This is a genomic window from Pseudoscardovia suis (assembly GCF_002797875.1).
GTDB lineage: Bacteria > Actinomycetota > Actinomycetes > Actinomycetales > Bifidobacteriaceae > Pseudoscardovia > Pseudoscardovia suis.
Genome location: NZ_PGFC01000007.1, coordinates 19,696 through 31,845 on the forward strand (window position 1 = coordinate 19,696; position 12,150 = coordinate 31,845).

General features: G+C 59.2%; 19 protein-coding genes. 3 read left to right on the forward strand and 16 right to left on the reverse strand.

Going from position 1 to position 12,150, the window contains the following annotated elements; translation table 11 throughout:
* Positions 1-29: 29 nt before the first annotated feature.
* On the reverse strand, positions 30-1,031 hold the full coding sequence (locus CLV65_RS07575) for a hypothetical protein (protein WP_094692002.1): 1,002 nt from the start codon (positions 1,029-1,031) through the stop codon (positions 30-32).
* 118 nt (positions 1,032-1,149) lie between these two features.
* On the opposite strand from CLV65_RS07575, the gene CLV65_RS07580 reads away from it, so the two are divergent.
* The 3 genes from CLV65_RS07580 (at position 1,150) to CLV65_RS08790 (ending at position 3,849) form a co-directional block, all read left to right on the forward strand.
* A complete protein-coding gene (locus tag CLV65_RS07580) occupies positions 1,150-2,094 on the forward strand; it encodes a replication protein RepA (RefSeq protein ID WP_094692003.1) in 945 nt (314 codons plus the stop codon).
* A gap of 89 nt (positions 2,095-2,183) precedes the next feature.
* Positions 2,184-2,567 carry a hypothetical protein gene (locus CLV65_RS07585; protein ID WP_094692004.1) on the forward strand — a complete coding sequence of 128 codons (384 nt, stop codon included), beginning with the start codon at positions 2,184-2,186 and terminating at the stop codon, positions 2,565-2,567.
* Positions 2,568-2,898: 331 nt separating this feature from the next.
* Positions 2,899-3,849 carry a BRO family protein gene (locus CLV65_RS08790; protein ID WP_157847259.1) on the forward strand — a complete coding sequence of 317 codons (951 nt, stop codon included), beginning with the start codon at positions 2,899-2,901 and terminating at the stop codon, positions 3,847-3,849.
* Positions 3,850-4,043: 194 nt separating this feature from the next.
* On the opposite strand, the gene CLV65_RS07595 is transcribed toward CLV65_RS08790, so the two are convergent.
* The 15 genes from CLV65_RS07595 to CLV65_RS07660 form a co-directional block, all read right to left on the reverse strand.
* The gene (locus tag CLV65_RS07595) at positions 4,044-4,529 is read right to left on the reverse strand and encodes a hypothetical protein (protein ID WP_094692005.1); all 486 of its coding nucleotides are present in this window, start codon (positions 4,527-4,529) and stop codon (positions 4,044-4,046) included.
* A 51-nt stretch (positions 4,530-4,580) separates the two neighbouring features.
* The gene (locus tag CLV65_RS07600) at positions 4,581-4,817 is read right to left on the reverse strand and encodes a hypothetical protein (RefSeq protein WP_094692006.1); all 237 of its coding nucleotides are present in this window, start codon (positions 4,815-4,817) and stop codon (positions 4,581-4,583) included.
* A gap of 90 nt (positions 4,818-4,907) precedes the next feature.
* Positions 4,908-5,285, reverse strand: coding sequence for a hypothetical protein (locus CLV65_RS07605; protein WP_094692007.1), 378 nt, complete (start codon positions 5,283-5,285; stop codon positions 4,908-4,910).
* A gap of 121 nt (positions 5,286-5,406) precedes the next feature.
* Complete coding sequence (locus tag CLV65_RS08795; protein ID WP_158216112.1) at positions 5,407-5,547, reverse strand: hypothetical protein; 141 nt, start codon at positions 5,545-5,547, stop codon at positions 5,407-5,409.
* A gap of 11 nt (positions 5,548-5,558) precedes the next feature.
* A complete protein-coding gene (locus CLV65_RS07610) occupies positions 5,559-5,774 on the reverse strand; it encodes a hypothetical protein (RefSeq protein WP_094692008.1) in 216 nt (71 codons plus the stop codon).
* Complete coding sequence (locus CLV65_RS07615; RefSeq protein WP_144441936.1) at positions 5,771-6,007, reverse strand: hypothetical protein; 237 nt, start codon at positions 6,005-6,007, stop codon at positions 5,771-5,773. The genes CLV65_RS07610 and CLV65_RS07615 overlap by 4 nt, the downstream gene beginning before the upstream one ends.
* Before the next feature lie 173 nt (positions 6,008-6,180).
* Positions 6,181-6,609 (reverse strand): hypothetical protein, encoded by a 429-nt coding sequence (locus CLV65_RS07620; RefSeq protein WP_158216113.1) that lies wholly within the window; start codon positions 6,607-6,609, stop codon positions 6,181-6,183.
* 188 nt (positions 6,610-6,797) lie between these two features.
* Positions 6,798-7,082 (reverse strand): hypothetical protein, encoded by a 285-nt coding sequence (locus CLV65_RS07625; RefSeq protein WP_094692011.1) that lies wholly within the window; start codon positions 7,080-7,082, stop codon positions 6,798-6,800.
* A gap of 65 nt (positions 7,083-7,147) precedes the next feature.
* Positions 7,148-7,405: a hypothetical protein gene (locus CLV65_RS07630; RefSeq protein WP_094692012.1), complete on the reverse strand. Its 258-nt coding sequence runs from the start codon at positions 7,403-7,405 to the stop codon at positions 7,148-7,150.
* Positions 7,402-7,614, reverse strand: a complete 213-nt coding sequence (locus CLV65_RS07635; protein WP_094692013.1) for a hypothetical protein — start codon at positions 7,612-7,614, stop codon at positions 7,402-7,404. Before CLV65_RS07635 ends, CLV65_RS07630 begins: the two co-directional genes overlap by 4 nt.
* Positions 7,611-7,847 carry a hypothetical protein gene (locus tag CLV65_RS07640; RefSeq protein WP_094692014.1) on the reverse strand — a complete coding sequence of 79 codons (237 nt, stop codon included), beginning with the start codon at positions 7,845-7,847 and terminating at the stop codon, positions 7,611-7,613. Before CLV65_RS07640 ends, CLV65_RS07635 begins: the two co-directional genes overlap by 4 nt.
* A complete protein-coding gene (locus CLV65_RS07645; RefSeq protein ID WP_094692015.1) occupies positions 7,847-8,188 on the reverse strand; it encodes a hypothetical protein in 342 nt (113 codons plus the stop codon). Before CLV65_RS07645 ends, CLV65_RS07640 begins: the two co-directional genes overlap by 1 nt.
* 52 nt (positions 8,189-8,240) lie before the next feature.
* A complete protein-coding gene (locus CLV65_RS07650; RefSeq protein ID WP_094692016.1) occupies positions 8,241-8,558 on the reverse strand; it encodes a hypothetical protein in 318 nt (105 codons plus the stop codon).
* Positions 8,559-8,980: 422 nt separating this feature from the next.
* Positions 8,981-10,744: a hypothetical protein gene (locus tag CLV65_RS07655; protein ID WP_094692017.1), complete on the reverse strand. Its 1,764-nt coding sequence runs from the start codon at positions 10,742-10,744 to the stop codon at positions 8,981-8,983.
* 822 nt (positions 10,745-11,566) lie between these two features.
* Entirely contained in the window at positions 11,567-11,905 is a 339-nt protein-coding gene (locus CLV65_RS07660) for a type II toxin-antitoxin system HicB family antitoxin (RefSeq protein ID WP_094692018.1), read from the reverse strand.
* Between the last annotated feature and the right edge of the window lie 245 nt (positions 11,906-12,150).

Here is a 12,150-nt window from a genome sequence, read left to right on the forward strand (position 1 = left end):
GCGTGAAGGGTATGAGAAAAGTCAGACCGTCAAGCGGTCCAGCATAGCAGTCGCGCGGTTTCGCCTACGCGGTGGCTGGCGCCACGCAGGTCGATGCGGAACGTATCGCCGTCACAGGTGACGAGCATGCGTCCGCCCGACAGGGTGCGTATGACCACCATGCTGCCCGCGTCATGCACCGCCCACAGGGTGCACAGCGTGTCCGCGAGCGTGCTGCGCATGCGGGGATTGTCGGCGCACCCCAGGTCGGGGGCGTGTGCGGCGAGCACCCGTTGTTCGCTGCGGTCACCGCCGATGCTGCTTACGGTCGTGCGTAGGATGCGTGCGCCGCCCATTCCTTGTGTTTCGAATCGTGTGGGGCATTCCCATGCGAATTGCGCGCGGCTGAGGTACTCCCAGCGTTCCATGCCGTGGTTGCCCCACCGGGTCATGTACGTGCTGGCGAGCAATCCCATGGCTCCTTGTATGCGGGGTGCGAGGCTGGCGAGCGGCGCGTCCATGCTTGGCAGCGTGGTGACGGAATCCCCGACGGCGAGGAGGATGCCGACCGCTTTGTCGGGCGTGTTCGCATGCACCCATTCCGAATACACCTTGTTCTGTGCGGATGCGAGCATGTCGCACGGGTCGATGATGCCGTGTTCGCGTGCGACGCTCAGGCTCCTGTGGAGCGCGTCCATGCTTGCGGCGAGCTGGTGTGCGCGCACGCCTTCGAGACGGGTGTGGGGCGTCCACGCGCTTGGATGGCGTGGCGTGTCCGGATCGGGTGTGCATGTGAGGCGTGTGCGCGTGTATGCGGTGAGCGTGCGCACGGGATGCGTCCACATGCCGCGCATGGTGGTGTGGCTGCGTTCCGCCCATGCGAGATAGCGGCGGCTGAGGGTGATATCCGCGAGAGTGTCGAGGGCGAGCCGCGTGTCTGTGATAGGGGTGTTTCCCGGGGTCGCCGCCCATGCGATGTACTCGTCGTCCCTGTGGTCGGCGCGCATGGTGCTGCCGTCCGCCTGCTGTCTGTACAGCCTGTAGTCGCCCATTGTGTTTTCCTTTCCTTGCGGGGGCGTGTTGTCGCTCCTTGGCTGTTTCTGATGTCCAACCTACGTGGCGTGGGGCGTGCTGTCAAAAAACAGGGCGGGATGCTAGTATTCGGTTGCTATGGGTGGTTTGAACTCGGATGGTTTGGATGCTTTGCAGACGGTGGCGGGCATCATTGATCGCGCTCCCACGCCTCAGGAGGTGTGGTATGGGCATTCGATTCTGACGAGCACGCTGTTTCCTGCGGTGGAGCCGCCTGCGGGCACGGATTATGTGAGCAAGCGTGTGGGTGGCGTGGAGTATTTGCTGGAGGCTGGTATCGATCCGGCGACGCATGAGCGGCGTTTTCCCGCGGGGAAGTATCCGCGTCTCATCATGGCGTGGATGGCGAAGCAGATTCGCATGAGCGCGGGGCGGCGCACGGGGACGGTGGATCCTGAGCGGCGTATGGTGGTGATTCCGTCGATGCACCGTTTGGCGAGTGAATTGGGGTTGTCGCATGGTGGTGCGACGGCGTTGTTGTTGCAGGAGCAGTTGCGGTTGCTGTTGGCGAGTCATATCAGTGTGCGTGTGGTGAGTGAGGATGGGGGTGTGACTTACCGGGATTCGGTGAGCCTGCCGTTGGTGGAGGCTGTGCGTTTGGCGGAGGGGTCGGATGATCCGTCGAAGGGTGGTGCGGCTTTTGTGTTGACGAAGGATGTGTGGGTGCGTTTGTCGCGTGAGAGTGCGCCGTTTGATACGCGGGCTGCGTCGTTTTTGCTGTCGGGGCGGAGTGTGTTGCCGTATGACGTGTATGTGTGGTTGTCGGGCAGCATGGGTGGGTTGAGGCATCCTGTGCGTTTGGATTGGGATTGGTTGTATGCGCGGTTTGGTGATGGTGTGTCGAGCATGAAGAATTTTCGTTTGAAGTTTCGTCGTGCTGTGGGGAAGGTGCGTGTGGTGTATCCGGGTGTGCGTGTGGAGGTGGGGTCGGATGGCGTGTTGTTGTTGCCGTCGCCTGCTGCTGTGCCGCGTCGTGCGCAGGGTGGTTTGCCGGGTGTGGATGATGATGCGAAGTGGTTGTGATGGGTGCTGATAGGGTGTTTTGACATTCCTGCATGGTGGTTTACTCTAGGGGGTGTCAGCAACAGCCATTGGTTGGAAGGAAAGCCATCATGCAACAGTCAGACAGTGGGCAGGTTACGTTGCGTCAGCATCCCGGGTTCGACGGGTTGACGCGCCGTCAGCTCAAATGGATAGGCGTGCAGGTGCAACGCTTGTACGACAAGCATTACTCCTGCAGGTGCCTCCATGAGGAGGAGGTGATGCCGGTGCTCGCGTTCTGCGACGCATACACCAACGGTGTAATCGAGACGGAAGCGTGTGAGGCGGCTATCCTTCACCTTGGCTTGACGGAGGGTGGTGTGAAGGAACTGGAATCGTATGTGACTGATCTGACCGACCGTGGGTTGGGGTATGATGCGTGTGCTGTGGAGGACGCGCTGCCGGTGGAGTTGAGTCATCCCGTTTACGATTTGGAGGATGTGCCGTCCGCCTGATGTATGATGGGTATTGTTTGACAGGCTATCAGTCCTGATTGCGCCTTGTCGTCTGTTGCAGCGGACGGCAGGGCTTTTTCGTTTCGTCTTGGCGTGTGGCGTGCATGATGGCGTGCACGTTTGCGGGTGCGTTCCGCGCATCCCAAGACTGCACGCACCCATGACCGCCATGCTTCCAAGGGTCCAAAAGCATGGTTTCGCAACGTTTTTTGACATTCCCCGGCACGTGTGTAGTGTGATTGGCAAGCCCGGGATAGCCGGGGACAACAGAAAAAGCCCCAAGCGGACTGGAACTCCGCAAGGGGCACGGCCAGCAGAAAGGATATTTTCCATGGCCATTCAGCAGAATACAGGGCACGAGCATACCCTCGCAACCGTCGGCGCGTCGGACAGCGTGTTCACGTTCAAAGGAGACGACGGCAAGCCGATGCCCGTGCGGGTCGTGACCGACGAGGACGGCGAACCGTGGTTCGTTGCAAAGGACGTGTGCGCAATTCTCGGATACAGCAATCCGCGAAAGGCTGTCATCGATCATGTGGACGACGAGGATAAAACCGATGGGGTAACGATTCGTGACTCCATCGGACGCCAACAGAATCCCATTGTCATCAACGAATCCGGACTGTACGGCCTCGTGCTTTCCAGCAAACTGCCCAAGGCACACGACTTCAAACACTGGGTCACATCCGACGTGCTCCCGTCGATTCGCAAGACCGGAATGTACGCCACGCCGCAGACGATGGACACGATGCTCAATGATCCCGACGCGTTCCTCCGCCTCGTACAGGACTGGCATGATGCGAAAACACAAGCCGCACAACAAGCCAAGCAATTGCAGGCGCAAGCACCGAAAGTCGAAGCCTACGACGATTGGCTCGACGGCCAGGACACCATGCTCATCCGCGAAGCCGCGAAAACAATCAGCCACACGGGACACAGGTACAAGGAAAGCCAGATCCGCCAGCTCCTCGTGGAATGGGGGTGGGCGTACAAGTCGGCGAGTGGATTCTGGCAGCCGACCGCCTACGCTTCCATAGAACATGAGTGGCTTGTGTTGGTGCCATGCAAGTCGCATGGCGTGAAAAAGGATGGGATGAGGTTCGATTTCCCGCCGGTCATGCGGTTGACCCGCAGGGGTTTTGACCGACTGCGCGCCCGCCTGCGTGACATTGACAGCCAGGCTGATGATGATGGCGTGGGTTATGGCTTGCCGGACGGCGACAATCTCATCATGACACGGCATGGCGTGAAGCATCTCACGCTCAAACTCTTGGAAGAGTAAAAAACCGCGTGTCGTGCGCGCCGCCGACAACGGTGTTGCTGAAACGGCGCGCATCTGGTATACTTCTTCATGATGAAGCTGGGCAACGCCCGGTTCGCAAAAGCCGCTCGTCGGATCCGTCCGATGGAGCGGCTTTTGTGCACTCGACGCAGAAAAAGGTTCGGGAATCCCCCGCATTCATGCGGGGGAGGATGTCAATCGAGATACTCGTCTAAATCTCCGGTGTGAACCGGGTAGGAGACGCGCGACGTGATCTCCGGGTGCGCTGGGTTCGGCAGGTCAAGCGTGAACATGAACATGCTGTACTGGTTTCGGACGGTGTCCACGCGTGCCTGCGGGCGGGTGATCTCGCGTGTCGCCGTCGGATGGTTTTGCATGGCGTGCAAGCGTGCGTAGCCGCTGTTCCACAATAGGTCGATGCGTGCGATGGGGTTGGGCGTGCAGTCGGCGAGGATGCGTGCGATGACGGTGTATGATGCTTGGCTTGGCTTGCGGTCGTAGGCGTCGCACCATGCGACGAACAGGCGTTCCGCTTGTGTCATGTCGATGCGGTCGATGGTTGCCTGTCGGCTGGCGAGGGTGATTGCCATTGCGTCGAGTGTCTGCCTGACGGTGGGTTCGGTGGTGATGTTGTGCGCGTCGAGTGTCTGGCGGATGGTGGTTTGGGGTGTGCCTGTCATGGGGTGGCGTGTCCTTCCATTGGGTGTTCTGTCACTCCTCATGATAGTCGGTCAGGCGGCGTGCAATGGCGTGTGCGGTCCGTGGGCTGCGTGCCGTGGGTGATGGCCGTGGCGTCGGCTGGTTGCGTGCGGGTCGTGGGTGAGGCGCGCGTGTTTCCATGTGGCTTGCCGTCGCATCATGCGGTTTTGGCGGATGGCGCGCAGGTCGAGTATGAGGATGATGGCGAGGGTGAGGGAGGCTGTCCAGCCGATGGGCTGGCGGAATGTTTCGACAAGCTGGTCGAGCATGGTGTCCTGGCCGTTCCGTTTCTTCCACAACAGGAAACGGTGGCGTGCAATCCGCGTCCCATCCCGCGGATTGCACGCCACTCGTTGGTGTCAGGCGTTGGCGAGAGCCTTGTCGAGAAGCTCGATGTTGTCGGTGATGGCGTAACCGCTCCCATCCGCCTCTTCCGCGCGCATGTCGGCCTCGTGGGCTTCTTTGTAACCGTCGGGCAGCGCGGCATCCACGGAATCGTCGTTGGCGCTGATTGCGTCAGTCAGAATGTCCTTGCCCTCGTAGGATTCGAGGAAGTCCTTGATGTACCGGGCGATTCCCGTGGTGTCGAGGTGGTCGAGCACGTATCCGGCGATGTTCTCCTCGACCGTGGAGGAGAGAGTCTCTCCCGCGTACGTGTACGTAAGGTCATACTTGTCCACGCGGAACGTGATGGGCACCGTGATGGTGATTTCCTGTGTGGGCTTGCTGCTGGTCATGGCGTGTCCTTCCGGTCGTGTTGTCTTTCCCGTTGACATGATCAACATTAGTGGATTCCCACGCACTGTCAAAACACGCGGAAAAAGGCGAGACCACACGCCGGAACGCCACATGAAACGGCTAACGGCGATCGGAGTGCAAGCGTATGCGCGGGACGGCGGGCGCCACGTCGAAATAAGCCAAGCCGTGCGACCATTCGTCCGCCGTGCACGTATCCGAATCCGGCACATGCCTCGCCCCCAACGCGATGATGCCTTCCAACGGTAGTCTGCTTACGCCCAACGGCGTGCCTTCCTTCCCTTCACGTGCATGCTGTCGCCTGTCGTGGCACGCATGTCGGTTATCTGCGTTTGCAGGTGCGTCATCGCCCATTGCGCGTCCTGCCGGTCGAGTGCACGCCGCTGCTCTTCCTTTGCCTGCCGTTGGCGTTCCTTGCGTGTGGGCTTGTGGCGTATCGCGTACCGTTGCGTTCCCGTTGGCGTGCTCATGCGTCCGCCTGGGCCAGGGGGTCGAGGTGGTATGCGCGGCATGCCGCGTCCCACGCGCCTGTCCGATGACAGGTGAGCCGGGTGTCCAAAGCGTGGATGAGAAGCGTATCCCAGTCATAGGGCGTGGGCATGCCGTGTCCATGCCAATGGTGGAGGAGTTGCCGTGTGGTGAACGTGACACTGGGTGCGGTCGGGTCGGTGAACGTGATGGTGACGCCGGTCGAAGTGATCATGGGGTGTGCAAGCATAAGGGGTGTCGTTTCCTTTCCGAACGGGTGTGCCGTCACGCCCCACTATATGATACGCGGATAGGGTGTTTCAACCCGGCGCGCCATGCGTCCCCGGGTTTTTCGGGGCGCGTATCGCGCGGCGAACACCCGGCGGCATGCATGCCGGACGGGAAACCTCACTCCCCCAACGAAACCAACCCCAGGCCATCCACCAGACGGGGCGCCGCATCCCACACACCCACATCCGACGGTATTACGACACGCAACCCATCCGCATGCCGCACACCCACCACACTCATGTCACCATCCACGCGAATCGTGTCCACGACACGCAGCGCATCCCCCGCACCACACGCGACAAGAATCCCCGTGCGCGTGAAATGCACCATCCAATCCACGGGAAACAACTGGAGGCGCAACGCATGATACACGTCGATGAGCCTATGCGGACGCGGCCCGTCGCACCCCAGGGCGAGTTCCATTTCCGAACTGGTGAACAGCCATGCGCGCGGCTTGCCGTCCCTGTCGGAAAGGCGAACCTCATACCTCGGGTAGCGGCTGATGCCGTCCGCGTCCACGGCATCCTGCCATTCGATGGGATGCATGTCCCATGCCGTGTCCCCCGCCATCAGATGTGCGTCGGGGCATCATGGAACGCATGCAATTGCGTGATGGGGTCAAGGGTTTCGGGAAGTTTCCTCATTTTGTGTGTCCTTTCGCAAGTCTTGTTGAAACACCCTTGATTCTATCCAAGATTGCAAGGCAAAACAAAACACCCAGAAACGGCAATCGTTCAACCCGCCAACCCGCCGGACACCACGTCTTCCAGTTCGGCCGGCTTGAACACGAGCCGGACTTCGGCCACATAATCGGCAAGTCCAGGGAACCTGCCATCAAAATCACCGTCATAGTCGCGTACAAGCCTATAGGAATCGTAAGCGGGTTTGCCATGCGCATCCAATGCTCGGCTGCGGCTTACCGGCTTCCACCCATGCTCGCCTTTGCGTTTGCCTTCGAGACGCGCCAACGGGTCGGACCATAGTTCCCTGATCGCTTCCAACCGTTTCACCGGATCCATACAGTGTTCCTTTCCGTTGCCGCATCACCATGTTTGGGCGAACGCCTCCACGTCAGTATCAGTGTTCATTGCGCGTCCTCCGCTTCTTTTTCCAAATCGTCAGCCATCATTCTGAGGTATCCAGCTATTAACTTGTACGTGCTTGGTGGTTGAGGGTTGATATGCACGCTTGTCACGCCTTTATTGCCGATTAGTCGCTCAAACTTTGTGAGTGCCACGGGGTTGAATGTTTCAGGAATCACTTGGTCGCCTTCGCGTAATGCAACCCCTACGACAACGCTGACTTTTGATTCATCATTGGTGACATCGTATTCTTGTTTCATTTTGTGTCCTCCGCTTGATTCTCGACTTCTGAAGGCATGGTTCCACTGCATTCGAGCATGTGCTTGCAGTGGTCGATGACATGCGTCAGCGTATCGACTTGGAGGAAGTCGGCGTAAAAATCGCCTTCCCTCGCATCGCAAAGCTGCTCCGCCCATTCGGTGCACCAGTCGATGATCTCGTGGAGCGTCTTGTCTTTCTCGGTGTTCATTTCGCGTCCTCCGATTGATTCTCGACTTCGAGAGGCATTGAGCCGCCATGTCCGAGCATTTCCCAGCAGTGCTCGGCGACCGCCTCAAAAGCGTATTCGGCAGCGTCGGCGCTCAGTCGCTCATCACCATAAGTCGTGCGATACAGGTCGTACTGCTTGTCCGCTTCCTGCTCACACCATGCCATGATTTCGTGGAGCGTCGCGTCCCTTGCCCCTGCCTCCTTGTCCGCCATCAATGCGCCTCCTTGAGGTTGGACACGAAAGACGCCGCGTCCTCATAGCCGCCCATCAGCCTGAACGCATCGTTGCGCACCCACTTCTCCTCGTTCACATCGCAGTAGATGGCGCGGAGTATGTCAGCGTGCTCGTGGAGCTTCGCCACAACCATGTCGATAGTCTTGTCATCCATTGTCTTCTCGCTTTCTCTTTTCGTCTTCTTTGCCGCAAAGATGTGTTCCTGCTGATCGGTCGAGTATCCACACCAGTCGCATTCCCACCAGTCGATGTATCCGTAGTGCATGTGCGGTTGAAGCATCTCGTGCTTGCAGCGTGGACATATCATGTCTTCGTCCATCGTGGCTCCTTTCAAAAGTGACGGGTTATGCGGTTGCCGCCGCCGCTACGGGCTAGAACTCCTTTTCGATGTCCGCTGCGATGGTTTCAGGCGTGAGATTCTCGTCCTCCGTGTCCCAATAGATGCCTTCGCTGACAGGCCAGTCATCGTAGCGGTCGTGATAGCCTTCGGGTTCGTCCCACACGGTCGCGTCGATGACGGACGGGTAATGTTCGTCGAAGCCGATGTACATGGCGTTCGTGGAACCCTGCTTGGTCACCTTGATGGTGTCGTCGAGGCATTCACCGTTGGTCACTTCCTCGTCGTACTCGTCGCCAAGCACGTCATAGAGCAGGTGGAGCAGGTCATAGATGTTGTTGATGGCGATCATGGTGTGTCCTTCTGGTCGTGTTGTCTTTCCTTTTGACAGCATCAACACTACCCTGCTCCAGCGGAATGTCAAAACAACCTAACGGATGCGGGAAAAAAGAGGTGCCGGACGGCAAGATAATCGCCTGCGCGTCGCCCGTGTCAACCTGAACAAATCCACCAGAGCGGCGCGGTTGGGTGCCCCCGTCCTTGGCCGTGGGGAGGAATCACATCCTCGCACGATGCCTCATGTACTTTGCATGTCTTTTGGCACGCACCTGATCAGCGAAGGCTGGGTCATCAGCCATGCGCTGGCGTTCGCGTTCATACGCCGCTTTTGCCAATGCTCGCTTTTTCGCGCGGGAAGGCAAAAGAAAAGGGTGGCGCGGGATAGGAAGCAAACCTCCCAATCCCACGCCGCCCCATCATCGGACGGCCGACAGGCTACGCCTTGTACCCGTAGCAGGCGATGCCCTCGTAGTTCCAGTCCAAACGGGACAGCACGTCACGCTCGTAAGCGCTCCATGTGTAATGATGCTGTCCGCTGTTCGGATTGTAGAGACGGTACACGGGCGTGCCCGATTCGCTTGCATAGTAGGCGATGCCCTCGTAGTTCCAGCCCAAGCGGACGAGCCAGTCGCGTTCACCCGCGACCTCCGTGTAATGGTGGAGACCGTTGTTCGGATTGTAGAGACGGTACATCGGCTGCCCGTCGGCTGCGTTCACGACGGCTTGCATGAGCACGCCCTCGTCATGCCAGCCCAAGCGGACGAGCCAGTCGCGTTCACCCTGCACTTCCGTGTAGAAGTGTTCGCCGCTGTTGGGGTTGTACACGCGGTACACGTCTTGATGCGCCACGCTGGGCGTGCTTGAAGCAGACGGCTTGGATGGTTGCGTGGTCGGTGTGCTCGGCTTGCTCGGCTTCGTGGAAGGCTTGCTGGGCTTGGAAGGCTCCGACGACGGCTGAGTTGACGGCTGACTGCTCGGCTTGGACGGTTGAGTGCCCGGCTTGCTCGGCTGTGTATTCGGCTTGCTAGGCTCCGTGCTTGGCTTGGAAGGCTCCGTAGTCGGCTTGCTGGGGTGAGTAGAAGGCTTGGAAGGCTCCGTGGAAGGCTTGCTGGGCTGAGTAGAAGGCTTCGACGACGGGTCCGCGGCGGTCCTGCGGGCCGCGTCCAAAGCCTTCCTCGCCGCGTCCAGCGCGTCCGCCGCACGCTTCTGCGCGTCCAGGGCCTGCCGGTACGGCACCGCGTCCTTCTCGAGGCCGTCACGGTAGGCCTCGAAGTCCTTCTTCCAGTCAGCCACAGACATAGTACGGCTCCCCTTGGAGAGGTCGGTGGCCTCGTACTCCTTGCAGCCGTGCACCAAGTTGTTTTCGCAGGAGTTGGGGTCGTTCAGGGACTGGGAGCGGATCTCCTCCTGATCGAGGTTCGATTCGACGACGTCATCATCGAGAAAATCCTGTGCGAAAACGATTGTGTCGTCCTTATTAGAAAGGACGCCGATGCCGGTAGCTTTAATCGGATCGACGATGATGTTCAAGTAATGGCCGATGGCATCGAAGTCAGCCGTAGGATTCTGGGCCAGTTCCTTCTCCTGGTAATACAAAACATCGTACGGTTGGCTACTCGGCGTGTCGGAGCTTGCACTTAGAATATCACGAGTGTTGTATTCATGCGTATGAGAAATGACGCCCGTGGTATCAACCAAATAACGCGTCCAGTCGGCGTGCACCTCGCCGACAGCCATCACTACGTCACTCACGGGGACCGACGACAGGCCCTCCGACGCGCGGATCGCCTCGAACTGCTCCATGTACCCGAGCGCACGCTCCACGTTCGCAAGGCTCGTCGCATCCCCCTCCGCACCCGCATGGATCTGCTCCAGGTACTTGGATCGCGTCACCGTCGGATCGGTCAACACGCGGTATGCGCCGCCTGACACGCCCTGCCGGTCCTTGAAATAGCCGACGGATCCCAGCGCCTCCTGTGCGACGGCCCTTTCGCCCGCTGCTTTCAGCGACGTGACCCGCGCGTCCGTCTCCCGTTTCGCGTCGAGCGCCGCGTCATACGCCGCCTGCGCGTCATCCACGGTTCCTGCCGTGGCGGTGGGCACGGGCACAACCCCCACGCACAATACGCATGCGAGCACACCCGCCAGCATCACCACAAGAGGACGGACTGTCCCGCCTGTGTTTGATCGTCTTCCCATCTTGGGTTCCTTTCTCTCTTCACGACAGGCGAGGTAACAAGCCTGTCGCGCGTTTGCTGATCACAATCCACACTATCCGCAAACCGCATGCTGTCAAAAAACGTGTGGAAACCCTTGCAAACACACGCATCCCACGACACAATTCATGCTGTTCGGTTGGCATAATTGGAATCAGTTCCTCTACCCAGTTGTAGAAGGGGTTCTCCCGGGTCGCTGCAGCAGCCCTTGCTTTTCCCGCCGACATTCCATGTCTCACGATTCAGTGGCTTTCCTATATTCATCCGGCAAGTCGTTGAGATAACGCTCATCGCCGACATAGAAAGCCGGACCGTTTCAGATTCTGCGGCATGCGAGCGTTCAGAATCTGAAACCGTCTCATAGGATACGGGCATTTGCAACACGCGGACGGCAAGCATCCATTCCCCGACGGTCCGGATTCCAAACCATTGCCTTGGTTCGGTCGCCTCCGCCAGATGCGCAGAAGCCGCTCCATCGGACCAATCCGACGAGCGGCTTCTGCGAACCGGGCGACGCCCGGCTTCATCAAAAGAAAAGCATACCGAACGCACACCGCATGTGCAATGCGCGCGTCCCCCGGGTGTCCAACGTCTGCGCACATCGCATGCACCCGACTCGCTGACCATCCTGGTTCCTGTGCGGCTGTCCGATGGCGCTTCGAGCTTGGCATGACCATGCTTACTTGACAGTATCCGAAACGCTAACATTCCAAGGATATTGGCGGAACGCGACATGGGTTCCGCCAAAACAACACGAAAACCGCTAGTCCGACCGCGCCTCAGGCAACAGCTGTCGCCAAACCGGTCAGACAGCAAGGCGTTCGGCAACCAGATGGTTCAGGCTCACACCCTCCTCCTGAGCTTCCAACGCGAGCCGCCTATGCGCGTCAGGCGTGATACGCACGTTGAAACGTCCTGAATACGAACGGTCGGACAATGGTTGCGGCGGCTGTTCGCCGTGCGCCAGCATGTCCTCCACGCATTCGCCCGTAACCCGACGGATGCCGTCGAGTGTTTCTCCCGGTGTCAGTGAAAGCCAGCTGAGACCCGGGAATTCCACGACCGTTCCCACGTATTCCCCGTCTTCCTCCGACCATTGCACGCGATAGGCGTAATGATCGGCGTATTGTGCCACGGTGTTCATCGGAGCGCTCCTTTCTTCTCCAATGCGTCGAGCACCTGTTTCACTTGGTAGGGTTTGCTCATTCCGTCGTGAGTAGGTTGGATATTGACGTATGGGGTGCCTTTCCAAGGCGTATGGTATACGCGATGCGAGGTTCCGTTGCACCGTGGTGTTCCGAAATACCGTTCGCATACCTTGCATAGGTCTTGGAACGGTATCCCGTTGGGGTTCCGTCGCATGTTCTCGATGATTTTCCCGACGCTTGT

Excerpts from the sequence above, each read along its gene's own strand:
- CLV65_RS07575 (WP_094692002.1), bottom strand. The coding sequence starts at position 1,031 with ATGGGCGACTACAGGCTGTACAGACAGCAGGCGGACGGCAGCACCATG.
- CLV65_RS07580 (WP_094692003.1), top strand. The coding sequence starts at position 1,150 with ATGGGTGGTTTGAACTCGGATGGTTTGGATGCTTTGCAGACGGTGGCG.
- CLV65_RS07585 (WP_094692004.1), top strand. The coding sequence starts at position 2,184 with ATGCAACAGTCAGACAGTGGGCAGGTTACGTTGCGTCAGCATCCCGGG.
- CLV65_RS08790 (WP_157847259.1), top strand. The coding sequence starts at position 2,899 with ATGGCCATTCAGCAGAATACAGGGCACGAGCATACCCTCGCAACCGTC.
- CLV65_RS07595 (WP_094692005.1), bottom strand. The coding sequence starts at position 4,529 with ATGACAGGCACACCCCAAACCACCATCCGCCAGACACTCGACGCGCAC.
- CLV65_RS07600 (WP_094692006.1), bottom strand. The coding sequence starts at position 4,817 with ATGCTCGACCAGCTTGTCGAAACATTCCGCCAGCCCATCGGCTGGACA.
- CLV65_RS07605 (WP_094692007.1), bottom strand. The coding sequence starts at position 5,285 with ATGACCAGCAGCAAGCCCACACAGGAAATCACCATCACGGTGCCCATC.
- CLV65_RS07610 (WP_094692008.1), bottom strand. The coding sequence starts at position 5,774 with ATGAGCACGCCAACGGGAACGCAACGGTACGCGATACGCCACAAGCCC.
- CLV65_RS07615 (WP_144441936.1), bottom strand. The coding sequence starts at position 6,007 with ATGATCACTTCGACCGGCGTCACCATCACGTTCACCGACCCGACCGCA.
- CLV65_RS07620 (WP_158216113.1), bottom strand. The coding sequence starts at position 6,609 with ATGCATCCCATCGAATGGCAGGATGCCGTGGACGCGGACGGCATCAGC.
- CLV65_RS07625 (WP_094692011.1), bottom strand. The coding sequence starts at position 7,082 with ATGGATCCGGTGAAACGGTTGGAAGCGATCAGGGAACTATGGTCCGAC.
- CLV65_RS07630 (WP_094692012.1), bottom strand. The coding sequence starts at position 7,405 with ATGAAACAAGAATACGATGTCACCAATGATGAATCAAAAGTCAGCGTT.
- CLV65_RS07635 (WP_094692013.1), bottom strand. The coding sequence starts at position 7,614 with ATGAACACCGAGAAAGACAAGACGCTCCACGAGATCATCGACTGGTGC.
- CLV65_RS07640 (WP_094692014.1), bottom strand. The coding sequence starts at position 7,847 with ATGGCGGACAAGGAGGCAGGGGCAAGGGACGCGACGCTCCACGAAATC.
- CLV65_RS07645 (WP_094692015.1), bottom strand. The coding sequence starts at position 8,188 with ATGGACGAAGACATGATATGTCCACGCTGCAAGCACGAGATGCTTCAA.
- CLV65_RS07650 (WP_094692016.1), bottom strand. The coding sequence starts at position 8,558 with ATGATCGCCATCAACAACATCTATGACCTGCTCCACCTGCTCTATGAC.
- CLV65_RS07655 (WP_094692017.1), bottom strand. The coding sequence starts at position 10,744 with ATGGGAAGACGATCAAACACAGGCGGGACAGTCCGTCCTCTTGTGGTG.
- CLV65_RS07660 (WP_094692018.1), bottom strand. The coding sequence starts at position 11,905 with ATGAACACCGTGGCACAATACGCCGATCATTACGCCTATCGCGTGCAA.